The organism is Pseudomonas inefficax, from assembly GCF_900277125.1.
GTDB lineage: Bacteria > Pseudomonadota > Gammaproteobacteria > Pseudomonadales > Pseudomonadaceae > Aquipseudomonas > Aquipseudomonas inefficax.
Genome location: NZ_OPYN01000123.1, coordinates 23577 through 38299, shown reverse-complemented (window position 1 = coordinate 38299; position 14723 = coordinate 23577). Strand labels below are relative to the sequence as shown.

General features: G+C 66.3%; 17 protein-coding genes. All 17 read right to left on the bottom strand.

Annotated elements, in window-relative coordinates:
- Window positions 1-6: 6 nt before the first annotated feature.
- A complete protein-coding gene (locus tag JV551A3_RS14530) occupies window positions 7-420 on the bottom strand; it encodes a curli assembly protein CsgF (protein WP_133972122.1) in 414 nt (137 codons plus the stop codon).
- Window positions 417-818, bottom strand: coding sequence for a curli production assembly/transport protein CsgE (csgE, locus tag JV551A3_RS14525; RefSeq protein ID WP_133972120.1), 402 nt, complete (start codon window positions 816-818; stop codon window positions 417-419). Before csgE ends, JV551A3_RS14530 begins: the two co-directional genes overlap by 4 nt.
- Window positions 815-1342: a type II secretion system protein gene (locus JV551A3_RS14520; protein WP_133972118.1), complete on the bottom strand. Its 528-nt coding sequence runs from the start codon at window positions 1340-1342 to the stop codon at window positions 815-817. Before JV551A3_RS14520 ends, csgE begins: the two co-directional genes overlap by 4 nt.
- Window positions 1317-1691: a type II secretion system protein gene (locus JV551A3_RS14515; protein WP_133972116.1), complete on the bottom strand. Its 375-nt coding sequence runs from the start codon at window positions 1689-1691 to the stop codon at window positions 1317-1319. Before JV551A3_RS14515 ends, JV551A3_RS14520 begins: the two co-directional genes overlap by 26 nt.
- 5 nt (window positions 1692-1696) lie before the next feature.
- The gene (locus tag JV551A3_RS14510) at window positions 1697-2176 is read right to left on the bottom strand and encodes a type II secretion system protein (RefSeq protein ID WP_015270589.1); all 480 of its coding nucleotides are present in this window, start codon (window positions 2174-2176) and stop codon (window positions 1697-1699) included.
- Entirely contained in the window at window positions 2173-4038 is a 1866-nt protein-coding gene (locus JV551A3_RS14505) for a secretin N-terminal domain-containing protein (RefSeq protein ID WP_133972114.1), read from the bottom strand. Before JV551A3_RS14505 ends, JV551A3_RS14510 begins: the two co-directional genes overlap by 4 nt.
- Entirely contained in the window at window positions 4035-4544 is a 510-nt protein-coding gene (locus JV551A3_RS14500; protein ID WP_133972112.1) for a hypothetical protein, read from the bottom strand. Before JV551A3_RS14500 ends, JV551A3_RS14505 begins: the two co-directional genes overlap by 4 nt.
- The gene (gene pilO / locus JV551A3_RS14495; protein WP_133972110.1) at window positions 4544-5107 is read right to left on the bottom strand and encodes a type 4a pilus biogenesis protein PilO; all 564 of its coding nucleotides are present in this window, start codon (window positions 5105-5107) and stop codon (window positions 4544-4546) included. The genes JV551A3_RS14500 and pilO overlap by 1 nt, the downstream gene beginning before the upstream one ends.
- Window positions 5094-5636 (bottom strand): PilN domain-containing protein, encoded by a 543-nt coding sequence (locus JV551A3_RS14490; RefSeq protein ID WP_133972108.1) that lies wholly within the window; start codon window positions 5634-5636, stop codon window positions 5094-5096. Before JV551A3_RS14490 ends, pilO begins: the two co-directional genes overlap by 14 nt.
- A gap of 1 nt (window position 5637) precedes the next feature.
- A complete protein-coding gene (locus JV551A3_RS14485) occupies window positions 5638-6429 on the bottom strand; it encodes a hypothetical protein (RefSeq protein WP_133972106.1) in 792 nt (263 codons plus the stop codon).
- Window positions 6413-8218, bottom strand: a complete 1806-nt coding sequence (locus tag JV551A3_RS14480) for a GspE/PulE family protein (RefSeq protein WP_235874576.1) — start codon at window positions 8216-8218, stop codon at window positions 6413-6415. The genes JV551A3_RS14485 and JV551A3_RS14480 overlap by 17 nt, the downstream gene beginning before the upstream one ends.
- 60 nt (window positions 8219-8278) lie before the next feature.
- Entirely contained in the window at window positions 8279-8812 is a 534-nt protein-coding gene (locus JV551A3_RS14470) for a response regulator (protein ID WP_031325917.1), read from the bottom strand.
- Between the two features lie 248 nt (window positions 8813-9060).
- A complete protein-coding gene (locus JV551A3_RS14465; protein ID WP_133978844.1) occupies window positions 9061-9702 on the bottom strand; it encodes a SurA N-terminal domain-containing protein in 642 nt (213 codons plus the stop codon).
- A 12-nt stretch (window positions 9703-9714) separates the two neighbouring features.
- A complete protein-coding gene (locus JV551A3_RS14460; protein WP_133972098.1) occupies window positions 9715-11205 on the bottom strand; it encodes a cytochrome c/ABC transporter substrate-binding protein in 1491 nt (496 codons plus the stop codon).
- Window positions 11206-11429: 224 nt separating this feature from the next.
- The gene (locus tag JV551A3_RS14455; RefSeq protein WP_133972096.1) at window positions 11430-12095 is read right to left on the bottom strand and encodes an SCO family protein; all 666 of its coding nucleotides are present in this window, start codon (window positions 12093-12095) and stop codon (window positions 11430-11432) included.
- Window positions 12092-12748: an SCO family protein gene (locus JV551A3_RS14450; protein ID WP_133972094.1), complete on the bottom strand. Its 657-nt coding sequence runs from the start codon at window positions 12746-12748 to the stop codon at window positions 12092-12094. The genes JV551A3_RS14455 and JV551A3_RS14450 overlap by 4 nt, the downstream gene beginning before the upstream one ends.
- A complete protein-coding gene (locus tag JV551A3_RS14445; RefSeq protein ID WP_133972092.1) occupies window positions 12745-14721 on the bottom strand; it encodes a cytochrome D1 domain-containing protein in 1977 nt (658 codons plus the stop codon). The genes JV551A3_RS14450 and JV551A3_RS14445 overlap by 4 nt, the downstream gene beginning before the upstream one ends.
- Between the last annotated feature and the right edge of the window lie 2 nt (window positions 14722-14723).

The window sequence follows — 14723 nt, the reverse complement described above, 5'->3', positions numbered from 1 at the left end:
CTGCCCTCAAGGGTTCAGGCCGCTGACCTCAATGATCGAAATTTCTCCTGTGGCGCGATCGGTGACCTTGATACTCAAGGCCCCGGAATCGTCGATGACGTCGATGAGAAACGCATCGGTCGCCATGCTGCCGGTGTTGCCGTTACTGATGTTGTCCAGCAACTGCGACAACATCCGCGACTCCAGCTGGTTGCTGAAGCGCTCCAGGGCCGTGGTGCCGGTAAAGGCCGAGGAGCGGTCCTTGAGGTCGGGGTCGTCGTAGTCGTTCTGCGCCTGGGCGTTGTTCAGCAACCAGGTGCCATTGAGCGGGTTGCCGCCAAAGGCCGGGTTGACCGGGGTGTACACCAGCTCGGTGGCCTGGGCGGCACATGCGCTGGCAAACAGGCAGGCGGCGATGCAACGGGGTATGTGGTGCTTCATAGTTCGTCCCTCTCCAGATCGGTGGTGTCCTGCAGCAGGCGTTGCAACTTGCGTTGAATGATTTGCTGCTTGACTAGGTCGGCTGCTGCAACGGCCTCGTCCTTGAGCTCGGTGGTGTTCGGTGGCAGGAAGCGGCGGTACACCACCTCACGGTCGAATTCCACGGTTACCAGGCTGCCCCAGCGGGCATCCGGGCGTTCGCGCACCACCAGGTTGAAGTCCAGCCGGCTGGTGGCGCGCAGGCGGTCGGCGAAGTAGAAGTAGAAGTCGTGGCCGATGTGCGAGATGGTGTTGTCGACGATGAAGCCTTGCATCTCGTCCTCGTCCCCGGCCCGGGCCGAGGTGGCCAGCACTGCCACCAGCAGCAGACCCAGGCACAGCGCGGCCAGGCGGCTCATGGCGCGTCTCCCGGGCCGGCATGGGTCTGCACGCCACCGGCACTTTCGGTAAAGGCCTGTTCGGCGACGAACTGCCAGTCGCTGTAGTGCTCCAGCCCGTCGAAACCGCTCCATTCGGTACTGAAGCCACTGCGCTTGAACGGGGTGGCGTCCGAGCGGCTGTGCACGCCGGTAATGCGGCCATCGATCGAGCGCAGCAGGCCCCAATCGTCACTGTTGGTGATGGGGTCGGGGTACAGCTGGCGAATATGCCGCCTGGCCTGCGGGAAGCGGTTGTCCTGCAGCAGGTCGGCCAGGTCCTGCGGATACTGGGCCAGCCCCGGCGAGGCGCGGTAGTAGCTGCGCAGGGCCTGGGCATACTGGCCGCCCACCCACAACAGCTGGCGTTCGCGGTCACGCTGGGCAGCACTGGCCCAGAGCGTGCCGGTGGCGGCCAGGGCCACGCTGCTGACCGCAATCAGCAGCAACACGCCCAGGTAGGTGAAGCCGGCGTCGGCCTTACCATTCAGCGAACAGGCTGCCATCGCGCGCCCTCCCTGTGGCACCGCTCTTGATATCGGCCACGCCACCGGCCACGCCTTCGGGCGGTGGCACCAGCTGCCAGGCATCGCTGCGTTCGGTGATCGGGTCTACCGGGGTGTTGCGCAGGTAACGCTGCTCCACCAGTTGCTCCAGCGAGTCGGGATAGTGGCCGGTGTCGCCGTAGTAGTGGTCCAGCGCTTCGCGCAGCACCGCCAGGCTCTGGCGCAGGGTGGCTTCGCGGGAGCTCTCCAGGCTGTTGAAGTAGCGCGGCATGGCGATGGTCATCAGCGTGGCGATGATCGCCAGCACCACCAGCAGTTCGATCAGGGTGAAGCCTCGGCTGCGCTTCATGGCTGTCACCATTGCCCGTAGGGGATGTTGTTGAGGCCTTTGCCGCGGGCCTTGGAATACACGTCGAACACGTCTTCGCCTTCACGCGGGTTGTCGGGGCTGCTGTCGTAGGCGCGCAGCCCCCACCCGCCTTCGTCCTCCCCCTTGGCCGCCACCAGCGGGTCGTGCGGGATGCGCCGCAGGAAGTAGAACTTGGCACCTTTGGCGCTGCGCACATCGCGCACGCCGTCGACCAGCACCTGCAGGTTCGGCGGGTAACCACTGGCATCCAGGCGCTTCTCGATGTACCCGGCATCGAACGCTCGCTTGTAGGCGTCGATGGCGTCACGAATCTGGTACAGCGCCTCGCGCAGTTGCTGTTCCTTGCCGCGGCGCACCACGGTTTCGGTCAGCGGCGCGGCCATGCTGGCAAGCAGCCCGAGCAGCGCCAGGGTCAGCACCACTTCGATCAGGCTGAAGCCCTGCATGCGGCGCTGCGCGATCATGGCCGCGGGCTCCCTTTGGCCGGGGCGATAGCCATCTGGCTCTCCACCACCGGTGTATCGGTGGCCGGGGCATTGCCAGGCACGTCTGCCGGCGGCAGCGGCGCCATCTGCCGCACCTGCATGGCCGACTCGGTACCGGTGGCGAACTCCATGTCCGACGGGCTCTGGTACGGCAGGTTGCGCACGATGCGCGGGGTGATCGCCAGCACCAGCTCCGATTTGCTCATGTCGTCCTTGTTGCTGCCGAACAGCCGGCCCAGGCCGGGGATGTCGCCAAGGCCCGGGATCTTGTTGCCGCTGGCGTTGTGGTCGTTGCGCACCAGGCCGGCCAGCACCTGGGTTTCACCATCGTGCAGGCGCAGGGTGGTCTGGGCGTTGCGGGTGTCGACCTGGACCGGAATGGTGCCCTGACGCGTGGCCTCCAGTGGAGTGGCGTTGCTCACCTCCAGGGCTACCTTGATCGCCACTTCGTTGTTCAGGTGCACGGTGGGCTGCACTTCAAGCTTCAGGCCCACGTCCAGGTAGGTGACGCTTTCGGTGATCACCGGGCCCTGGGTGGACGGCACCGAGGTGGCGCTGATGATCGGCACCCGCTGGCCGATGTGGATACGTGCCTGCTCACGGTTGCTGACACGGATCACCGGGCTGGCCAGCGTGTTGATGTCCTTGTCCTGGGCGTTGATCTTGGCCTGCGGCGCCGGCGCGATGCTGATGCGGCTGGAGTCGATGCCCTTGAGTTGGTCGAGCACGCTCACCGGCTGGCCGTCGGAGCTCAGCACGCCGAAGGTGTTGGGCCATTGCAGGCCGAGGTCGAGGATGCGCGAAGTGGCTACCTCCATCACCTCCACTTCCAGCACCACCTCGGGGTTGGACTGGTCCTGCGATTGCAGCAGCTTCTCGGCCATGCGCACGGCATCGGGGGTGTCGCGCATGGTCAGGGTGTTGAGGCGTTCGTCGACGAACACATCCCGGGTCTTGAGCATGGTCTTGACCATGTTCAGCGCGGTGTTGGAGTCGATGCTGGTCAGGTAGAAGGTACGCATGACCAGTTCCTGGTAGTCCTTGGTCTTTTGCGGCGAGTCGGGGTAGATCATCAGGGTGTTTTCGTTGACGATCTTCTGCCGCAGCTGGTTCTGCTCCAGCAGCAGCGCCACGGCGTCCTCGATACGCAACTCGCGCACGAAGATGGTGGCCTTCATGTCCGGGCGCATGTCCTTGTCGAAGATGAAGTTGATGCCGGCAACCTGGGACAACACCTCGAAGATGGTCTTGAGGTTGGCATCGCGAAACTCCAGGGTCACCGGCCGCTCCAGCTTGCTGCGCAGCTGCGGGAACGGTTGCGCGGTGCGCGCCTGGACGTTCTCGATGTCGCTGCGCAGGGCCACGCCCTTCTGGTTCTGCGGGTCCAGGCGCAGCACTTCGCGCATGTAGCGCTCGGCACCGAACAGGTCGCCCTGGCGCAACGCCGCCTGGCCCAGCGCCACGCGCTCGTCGAGGGTGCGGATCAGCTCCAGCTGGCGAATGCCTTCCTGGGCGCGGCGGTTGTTCGGCTCCAGGGTCAGCACCCGGCCATAGCCCATGCGGGCGCCGGCGAAGTCGTGGCGGATGCGGTCGGCGTCGGCCTGGGTCAGCAGCGCCTCGACCGCGGCCTGGCGGCTGTGGGCCAGGGCGATGTTCAGCTCGGTGTCACGCGGGTCTTCGCGCAGGGCTTCTTCCAGGCTGGCGATGCCGGCTTCGTACTGGCCCTCCTTCATCAACTGTTCGCTGTCCTTGCGTACCGCACTGGAACCGCAGCCGGCAATGGCCACGCACAGCGCCACAAGCAGGAACGGAGCCGGTTTGCACAGCTTTGACGACTTCATGGTGCGCTCCCTACAGACAAAGTCTGCGACTGATGCAAAGGCAGGTAGACAAGGTGCAGTTCGCTGGCCGATACCCGCTCGAGGCGGTAGGTGTCTTCGATCACGTCGCCCTGGCGCACGACGTAGAGTTTTTCGCCGCTCTGCAGGAAGATCTGCAGGTCGTCGCGCTCGCCCATGCGGCCAATGAACTGGAATGGCAGGGCCGGGGCAGTCGGGGCTGAGGGGGCGACCGGGGCGGCGTTCACGGGTTGTTCGGTGACGGTGGCAAGGGCCTGGGGTTTGGTCCATTGCTGGGTTGGGAAGAGATCACCAGACGCCTGTTCCGGCCTATTCGCGGGTGAACCCGCTCCCACAGGGTCGGCGGCGCCCACGGGGCCTGTGGGAGCGGGTTCACCCGCGAAGGGGGCAACACTGTCTTCCTGGCCGAACCAATGGCCCGGGGCCCAGGCCAGCGCCGCGCTGACGCCGAGGAAGCCAACCCAGATGACAGCACGTTGTGTGTTCATCACGACCTCGACAGGTAAAGGGTCATGCGCAGGCGGGCGTTAAGCTCGCTGTCGCCAATGCGTTTGCGTTGCAGCTCCAGGTCTTCCAGCACCAGGGTCGGCAACTGCTTGAGCAGGCCCTTGAGAAAACCGCGAATCTGCGGGTAGCTGCCACGCACCGGCAGCACGATCTGGTAGCGCGCCAGTTGCGTTCTGGGGTCGACGCCCAGGGCATATTCGCCACGTGCCAGGCTGATATGTTCGGCGCTGGCCAGGTGATACAGGCGCTCGATCAGCTCGCTGGCCTGGGGCTGCCCCGGCAGTTGCTGGCGCAGGCTGTCGAGCGCCTGCTGCCCGGGCTTGACGGCGATCTTCAGCTCGCCACGCCTGACCCGCTCGACCTGCACGCTGGCGTCCGCTTCGGTGGCGCGCAGCTCGCGCAGGTTCTGCCATTGCGGCAACACCCCGGCGCACAGCACGCCCACGGCCAGCAGGCCCACCGCAACCGCCGCCAGGCCGACCGGGCCGACGCGACGCAGGTGCTCCTGGAGGATCAGGCTGTTCAGCGATTCATGGGCGCGCATGGCCGGTCTCCCAAGTGGCGGTGAGGGTGAAGCGCACCGGGCGCTCGGGCTGCGTGGCCAGTACCTCGTGGTTGAGCAGCGACACATCGCTGAGCTCGGCACTGGCTTCCAGGCGTTGGTGGTACTGCAGCATCGCTTCCAGGTTGCGCGCCTCGGCGGTGATGCGCAGTTGGCCTTTGCGCGCGTCGGGGGCCAGGCTGAGCAACGCCACGTTGTCCTGGGGCTGCGCTTCGAGCATGGCGAACAGCTGCTGCCAGGGCCGTTGCAGCTGCTGCGAGACGCTTTGCATCTGGGCCAGGCGCTCGGCCTGTTCGCGGCTGGCGGCGCTGCTCAGTGGCGCGACGGTGGCTGGGCGGCGGCCCAGTTGCTGCTCCAGGCTATGCACGCTGGTCTCCCGTTCGACCTGCTCGGCCTGCAAACTGTGTTGCAGCAGCACCAGGCCGGCGACCATGGCGCTCGCCACGGCCAGCAGCGACCAGGCCAACGGGCTGTTGCGCCGGGGCTGGAATTCCAGGTCGAGGCGGCGCATGTCAGGCCACCGCCCGCCACATGGCGCACAGCGGGTCGGCATCGCTGGCCGGCTGGCACAGTTGCACCGCCGCCAGTTGCGGCACCTCGCCCCGGCCCGGGGCATGCAGGTAGACCCGTGGCAGGTGCTCGCCGTACAGCTCGCAGGTGCGCTCGATCAGTGCTTGCAGGGCCTGATCGCTATCGGCGCAGCCTTGCGCCAGCACTTGCTGCCAGGCCCCGCCGGCAGCCAGCAGCAGCACGCTGCGGCGCGGTTCGGCCAGGACGAACAGGAAGTCGCCCTGCTCCAGCTGTGCCGAGCAGCGGTTGTAGGCGGCCATCAGGTACGGCTGCACCGAGCGCAGGCTCAGGTGGTTTTCCCGGCCCAGCGCCTGCAGCCGCTGCAGCAGGGCTTCGGGCAACGCCGTGGCGATGCGCGCGGCACCGGCCGGCTCGGGCGACAGCACGATGCGCCAGTCGTCCAGCGGCTGCCCGTAGAGGTTTTCGAAACAGGCCCGGGCGTAGGCGTCCAGCTCGCGCGGGTGGCTGATGGCATCACTCCAGGGCACCAGGCAGAAGCGGCTGTAGCGGGCCGACAGCAGCACCCGCAACTGGGCACCGCGCACGGCATGCTCGGTCAGCAGCGTGGCCAGGGCGTCGACGGCGGCCTCCCAGGCCGGTTGGGCGGCATCGCAGGTAAAGTCGCGGCTGCCCAGCCATTGATGGTGATTGGCGTGCCAGCTACCCAGGCCTGCACCTTCGGCGCCGAGCACGGCGCTGTATCTGTAAACGCCACGATCAGATGAATGTGACACGGTTGATCTCCTCGAGAGTGGTACGGCCATCACGGACCAAGTCCAGGGCCGAGGCCCGCAGCAGGCGCAGGCCGCGCTGGCAGGCGAGGTTCTTGATCTGCGACAGAGGGCGGCGCTCGACGATCATCTGCCGCAGGTCGTCGTCCAGGTGCAGCAGTTCGGCGATGGCGCTGCGGCCACGGTAGCCACTGCCGCGGCATTGGCCGCAGCCCTGGGCGCGGACGAACTTCCAGCCGGCCACGCCCTCGCGGGTCAGGCCCGCGCCGTACAGGGTGTCGTCGTCGACTTCGCACGGCGTGGCGCAGTGCGGGCAGGCCAGGCGGATCAGGCGCTGGGCCAGCACCGCATTGAGCGCGGAGACGAAGCTGTAGGGGTCGACCTGCATCTGGCTGAAGCGGCCGATCACATCGAACACGTTGTTGGCGTGGATGGTGGTGAACACCAGGTGGCCGGTAAGCGCCGACTGCACGGCGATTTGCGCGGTGTCCGGATCGCGGATTTCACCGACCAGGATCTTGTCCGGGTCGTGGCGCAGGATCGAGCGCAGGCCGCGGGCGAACGTCAGGCCCTTCTTCTCGTTGACCGGGATCTGCAGCACGCCGGGCAGCTGGTATTCGACCGGGTCCTCGATGGTGATGATCTTGTCCACGCCGTGGTTGATCTCGCTGATCATGGCGTACAGGGTGGTGGTCTTGCCGCTGCCGGTGGGGCCGGTGACCAGGATCATGCCGTAGGGTTCGGCAGCCAACCGGCGCAGGGCGCGCAGGGTTTCCTCGGCAAAGCCCAGGGCCTGCAGCTGCACGCCGCTGACCCGGTCGGACAGGTCCTGTTTGTCGAGCACCCGCAGCACCGCGTCTTCGCCGAAGATGCTGGGCATGATCGATACCCGGAAGTCGATTTGCCGGTCGCCCACGGCAACCTTGAAACGGCCGTCCTGGGGCACGCGTTTTTCGCCGATGTCCAACTCGGCCATCACCTTGATGCGCGAGATCACCTGGTCGGCGAAGGCGCTGCCGCTGGCCTTGCCGGCACCGTTGAGCACGCCGTCGATACGGTACTTGATGGTCAGGCCCTGGCCGGTCATGCCCAGGTGGATGTCACTGGCGTGCAGCTTCAGGGCGTCGTACAAGGTGGAGTTGACCAGCTTGACCACGCGGCTCTGGTCTTCGCTGATGCTGGCCAGCGACAGGCGCTGCAGCGGGTCGCTTTCGCTGCTGGCTTCGGCATCGTGGTCAAGAGCGTCCACGGCGTGGAAGCTTTCTTCGTGGCGGGCCAGGAAGGTGGCCAGGTCTGCAGCGTGGGCCAGGTAAAGCGGTGCGCCTTGCAGCACATCGTCGATCCAGGCCAGGCGGGCATGGTCGAAGGGGTCGGCGAACACGCCCAGCAGTTGGCCGCCCTGCTCGATCAGCACGAACTCGCGCTTCAGGCACATCGCCAGGCTGACCTTGTCGAAGCGTGGGGTGCTGGCCAGCAGGGTGTGGCTGTCCAGCACCGGGTAATGCAGGGTCAGGCCCAGGCGCTGGGTGAAGGTGTCGGGGGTGTCGCAGGCCAGTTGTTCCAGGCGAGTGAGCAGGCGTTCGTCGCTGGTTTGCAGGCGGGCCTGGGCCAAGAGGTCGCGGGGGTAGGCAGAATATGCTTTTACCTGTGCCGGCCCTTTCGCGGGTAAACCCGCTCCCACAGGATGTCCGAGGTCTTCAAGATTGCAGTGCCCCTGTGGGAGCGGGTTTACCCGCGAAGAGGCCGGTGCAGGCGGTAACGCTTCCTGTGATCCATCGAATGCTTCTGGCATGGCCTGCGACTCCGCTCAGGGGCGCGTCGCAGGCTGGCTCGGCCAGGGGTGCGGGCGCCGCTATTCCCCTGTGAGCAGTTGATCGTCGTCGGGCCCTGGAGGCTTGGCGCCGTTACGGCGGCGGTCGGCCAAAACCCAGCTTCCATCGTACAACTGCAGGGGGAACGATTCGTTCCTGTTCTGGCGTCGCTCGACGAACCCTTCAGCCGGGTTGTCCGTGGCCCTGCGCCGGCGCTCGATGCCCATCAGGTCGAAGACCGCACGGGCCAGTTCCACCAATGGGAACGGCTTGAACAGGACATGGCTCACCCCCAGTTCGGCGGCCCGCTCACGCACCTCGACAGTGGGGTGGGCGGTAATCAGCACGAAGTGGCACTGCCTGTTCCTGCGTACGGTCTCCAGAACCTGAAAACCCTCCATGTCGGGCAAGCGGTAATCCAGCACGATCACTTGCGGTGCCAGGCTTGCGGCCTGCTCGATACCACTGGCACCGTCGTGGGCAACATGAACTTCCAGGCCTTGCGCCTGCAGGTACGCTTGCAGGTTCTGCGCAAGAGTCTGTTCGTCATCGACTACCAATACTCTGTTCACCAAGGTCGACTCCCAAGAACTGCCCGGTAACCCGGTCTGCGAAGTGCGCCCCTGTACAGGCTTGAGCAGGCTTCGTGCCAGGCGTGAATAGTCATGCTGCACCACTGTAAGTCATTGATTTTCCGAGGACACTGTCCAACATACGCAACGCGACGGGCAGGCACGCCGGCCCCGTTCCCCACATGCGGGGAAACTGCTGGCACACTGCCAGATCGTTATTCCCCATCATTGGGGAAACGCCATCAGGGACCTCAGTCGGCGATCTCCACCGTAGCGGACGCACGCAAACGTTGGCGCACGGAGTGGCGCGCCTGCGCCTCCCGCTGTCCGATGAGCGTGGCCCTGGCCAGGACCAGGCCCTGTTCGCGTATGACCGAAGGCTCGTCACTTTGTTGCTGCGCTCCTTGCAGGGTTTCCCGGTTGGCATCATAGAATGCCTCCACTTCGGCCTGGCTGGGCGCGGCGACCGCACTGAGCTGGGCATACACCTGCTGCGCGGCCAGCTCACGCCGGGTGTACTCATTGTACTGTGCCCTATCGAAACCCGCTTCCGCCAGCCGCCGTTCGAAAATTGCCGGGCTGCCAAGCGCGGCCTCGACCTGGCCCACATGCGCCGACACCTGCTCGTCGCTGATGGCTATGCCGCGGTGCTGGGCCTCCTGCCACAACAGCTCTTTGTCGATCAGTTCCTCCAGGGCCTGGTCGCGCAGGCGCTGGTACAGGTTCGGGTTGCGGATACTGGCCACCGCGCGGCCCTGGGCGTCCAGGTATTCGCTGAAATAGCGCTCAAGGCGCATCGTCCCGATCTCCACACCGTTGACCCGCGCCGCCGGCATATCGGCCCAGCTTGCCTTGGCCAGTACCTGCAACAGGCACAACAACAAAACACGCATGGCAACCTCCGCTCAAGGGCTGTCCGGCAGCGGCCGGTACGGGGTGACTGCGGTAAAGCGCGGCCCGGGCAGGGCCACCGCCACCACATGGGCACCGGCCATGCCCTGGCGGCGACCGGGGCCGAAGCCCAAGGCCGGGGTCAGGCCGGTGGACACATCATGCAGGCCTTCCAGCGCGGCAATCAGCTGCTCGCGGCTGGTGTCACGGCCAGTCTGCTTCAACGCTTCGCTCAGCAGGCGCAGGGCGCACAGGGTATTGACCTGCAGCGACGCCTGGCGAGGGTCGAGGCCGTGGCGCTGCTGCAGACCGGCCAGCGTCGCCAAACCCTGCTCGGTCCAGTCCTCGGGCACGTAGGGATAAGCCAGGAACACCCGTTGCGACCAGAACTCGGGCAAGCGCGCCACGGCGCCGGTCACTTGGCTGGAGGCACCAAACAGGTACGGCTGGCGACCAGCGGCCTGCAACGCCGAGGCCAGTTCGGCAAAGGCCTGGGCACGGCCGAGGAAGACAATGCCCTGCCCGTCCACCGCCTGGCCAGCAAAGGCCTGGGCCGCAGGCGTTGCCCAGCCCTGCTGGAGCAGGCGCTCACGCACCTGCTCGGCCAACGCCGCTTGTTCATTGCCGGCATACACCACACGCAGGTCGCCCGCTTTCACGCCCAGCGCCGCTCGGGCGTGGCCGGCCAGGCTCAGCAATTGCGCGGGCAAGCCGGGCAACGGGTCGAAAATCTGTGGGCTGCCGCCGCTGTGTGGGGTGCTGCCGATCAGCGGTACATTGTGGAGTGCCAGCAAGGTTGCCAGGCGTTGGTCGAGCATGGGTGCCAATGGCGCGATCAGGGCGAACACCCGCTGCTGCTCCAGCAATTGCTGCAGGGCCCGTTCGGCGCTGGCCGGGTCGACACCTGGGTCGAGCACCACCAGTTCCAGGCGTCGCCCGTGGATGCCCCCTTGCTGGTTGAGTTGCGTCAGGCCGTCTTCCAGCACCGCACGCACCACCTGCCCGGCCTCGGCCAACGGGCCGGAGGCCGGCAGCAAGGTGCCCAGGCGCAACACGCCCTCTTCTACCCCGGGATCGCGTTCCTCGGCCAGGCGCTTGAGGTAGGCCGTGAGATTGCGCTGGTCGGCCAGGGTCAGCTCGAAGCGCGGCATGGCCGGATCCAGGCGATTGCCTGCCGGATCGAAGCCGTGCTGGATGGCCCGGGCCAGGCTACTGTCGGTGTAGGCCGGATAGCGTCGTCCGTTGACCTCGCGTTCGCCCTGGCCTTGCGTCAGGCGTTGCCAGTCGAGGCTGGGCGGGCGCACACCACCTTCGGCTCGGCCGCGGCCATCGTTGCCGTGGCAGCTGGCGCAGGGCAGCACGTTGGCGGGGACTGTCATGTCGCTGGCGCCGACCCGGGCTTGCAGTTGTGCGTCGCTGCTGGAGATGCCGAGGCGGTAGAGGTGTTTGCCGGCTTGTTCATGTTCGGTCAGGTCCAGGGCAAAGGCAGAAGAAAAGGGTGCCATGCTGACCACGAACGCCAACCAGACCGAAAGCCCTATGGGCGCCGCGCTTGTGAATGCGGCCCTTGTGGGAGCGGCCTTGCGTCGCGAAAGGGCTGCGCAGCAGCCCCAGCAATAGTTGCACCATCCCAGAAAACGGGGAGCGCTGCGCGCTCCTTTCGCGACGCAAGGCCGCTCCCACAAAGGGAATTCCCACGATGGCCGCTTCCGCAGGGATCGCATGATGCTCACCGCCCTGCCAAAGGCAGGGCCAGCAATTGCATGCGTTGGGCAATCGCCGCCGGCGGTGCATCCGGGCGGATCTTGCTCCAGCGCTTGCCGGCCACATCGCCGGCAATCAGCTGTGTCGAATGCTGCTCGGGGCTGGGCAGGAACTGGCCGATGCGCCCGAGCACCAGGTCGACATTGGCTTTGTCACCGGTCAGGAACAACCAGTTGGGCCCGTCCACGCCCTGCTTCCCGGCAAACGCCTTGAGCACCTCCGGGCTGTCATTGAGCGGGTCGCTGCTGATCGACACGAAGGTCACCTGGCTGGCCAGCTGCGGCCCCATGGTTTCGCGTACTTCGCGCAACTTGCGGGTAATCAGCGGGCAGGCGTCGGTGCAGTGGGTGAAGATCACGTTGAGCATCACCACCTTGTCCTTCAGCACATCGCTGTAGAAGCGCAGCTCGCGGCCGTTCTGGTCCTTGAGCACAGTGTCGGTGAACCAGGTCTGGGCATCACGGGTGCCGCCGCCACTGGTCATCGCCGGCGGGGCCGGCTGCGGTTCTGGCGCCTGCGCGGCATGGCCTTCATGGGCCAACGCCACCGAGGCGAGGATCCACAGGCAGCCCCCCAGCACCAGCCAGTCAAAACCGCGCATGCCTACGCGGCGGGAGCTTGTCTGGCTCATGGTTGCACCTCGTGATGGTCGGCAATCGCCGTGCTCTTGGCATGCACCCGGCGGGCGCCGAGGCGGTTGATTTCATCGATCAGCACTGCCGGGTCGGTGAAGCCGTAGTAGCGCGTCCAGTGCCCGGTGCGCCCGTCACCTACCAGAATCAGCGGCGGATGCTGAGTGAGGTCGGCGCTGAAACTGCCCAGGCCCTTGAGGGTTTCGCTGATAGCGTATGGCGTGCCGGTCAGCCAGCTCCAGCCCGGCCCCTTCTGGAAGGCCTTGGCGTAGTCCTGCAGGCGCCTGGCGTCGTCACGTTGCGGGTCGACGCTGATCGACACCAGATGAATGTCCTGCCCTACCCGGCCACCCAATTGCTGCTGGACCTTGCCCATGATCGATGACACCACCGGGCACACCGTGGTGCAGCTGGTGTAGATGAAGCCCATGACCACCAGATGGTCGCCCACCAGGTCTTTCTCCAGGCGTACCGGCATACCGTCCTGGTTCAGCAGCGAGACATCGGCAAAGCGCACGCTGGCCTTTTCCTGGTGCGCCGCCGGCGGCTGTGCGGCGTGGCCGTCATGATCGTGGCCGCCATGGGCCAGGGCCAGGTTGCCGGCAAAAGCCAGGCTCAGGGCCAACAGTTTGCAAGGATGCTTGGCGTTCATCGCAGGTTCCTCACATCATTCTCGGAAACGGTGGACGTGGCGGCCGGCAGGACGCGCAGGCTGGTGTAGTTTTCCTCGGCGAACCTGCGCCCAAGCGACGGCGATTGCACATGCAGGTACCAGGCGCCGGCTTCGGGCAGGGTCAGGGCCGCTTGGTAGATGCCCTCGCCCACCTCCTCCAGCTGCAGGTTGCGCGGCATCGACGAAGGCGCCAGGAAGTAGCGCAGGCTCAGGTCGCTCAGGCCCAGGCGCGGCTGGCCGTCGTCGCCGACGATGCGCACCCGTGCAGTAATGGCGCTGTGCTGCGACAACGGCCGGTCCAGGCCGATGAACTCGGCGTGCGCGCCCTTGCGCTTGCCGGTATTCGGCGCTGCGGCCACGTCGGTGCTGAAGCAGTGGATGATCTGCGGCTGGTTGAGCAGGAAGGCCACGTCGAACTTGCCGGCGGCGGGCATCTTCACCGTCGAGCCGTACACCCCCGGCGCCAGCTCGCGCAGGCTGCGGTCGACGACGATGGCGGCGCGAGCCTGGTGGCCACGGTTGTTGTAGCCGGACATCGGTGCGTTCATGCCTTCGGCGTAGAAGTAGGTGGTGTTGTCCACCGGGTTGACCACGAACACCGAATTGTCGTCGCGTGACACCGACAGGCCCTGAGCCAGCGGCAAGTCACCAGCCTGGCGTGGCGCCGCCGGGCCGGCCTCGAAGCCCTGGATGATCGGCGAGCGCCCTTCGCCCAGGCTGGCCAGGTTGATCATGCTCACCTTCGGCGACGCCAGGCCGCGTACGTAGGCATAGCCCTTGGTGAAGGTCAGCTGGTACGGTTCGGCCGCCACCGGGATGCGGTGGATCAGCCTGTCGGTACTGGCGTCGATCACCAGGGCCTGGTTCTCCAGGGTATTGAGCACGATGCCGTAGCGGCCATCGCTGCTGAAGCGCATCGGCCCCAGGCCCTGTTCGGCCTGGACGGTGTGGCGCAGCTGGTGGTTGCGGGCATCGAACACGCGCACGCTGCCCTCCTTGCCATCGACCACGTACACCGCCTGGGACAACGCCGAATAACTGACCGACAGCGGGTGCGGGCCAACCTTGATGGTCTTGGCCAGGCGCATTTCCGGGATGTCGATGACGCTCAGGGTGCCGCTGTCACGGTTGCTGACAAAGGCGTAGCGCGAGTCGGAACTGAAGGCGATTTCGTGGTGGCCGCCGCCGGTGTTGAAGGTTTTCAGGGTGTTACGCCCCGGTACATCGATCACCGTTACCCCGCCCTTGGCCGGGTCGCTGCTGTTGTTGCCTACCCACAGCCGGTGCTGGTCCGGCTGCAGGGCCACGCGCAGCGGCTGGTCGCCAGCGTCCAGGTCGGCCACGCGAGTGAAGGTTTCGGTGTCGATCACCGAGACCTTGCCGCGCTCGGGAATGGACACGAACACCTGCTTGTCGTCACCGGTTGCCACCCAGTCCATGGGCCGCCCAGGCAGGTCGATACGGGCCATGGTACTGGTCACGCCGCCCACTGAAACGGTGGGGTCGATCACCGTCAGGCTGGCGTCCTTGTTCATCATCAACAGGAAGTAGCTGTTCAGGTCGAGCAACGGACGGGCGCCGATACTGCTTTTGAGGAACAACGCGACACGGGCCTTGCAGCTCTGGTCGCGGTCCCCCTCCGGGGCCGACTGCGTCGGGTCGATCCACGCCCCCGGGGCCATGCCCGACAGCGGCTGGCCACTGGCCTGGTCGCTGACCTTGAAACGGATGTTGGCGAAGCTGCCCTCCTGCAGCTCGCCCCCCGCCAGCGGCCGCGCCTCGAACTCCACGGTCACGCCGTCCCGGCTGAGCCGGTGCAGGGCCTGCGGGTCGGCAGATTCCTGCAACAGCTCGCGCGGATCGCACCAGAGGCTTTCATAGGCCACGCCCAGGCCGATCAGCACAGCCCCCAGTGCTACCCCCATGTATCCAAGGCGGGTCTTCTTGTTCATTT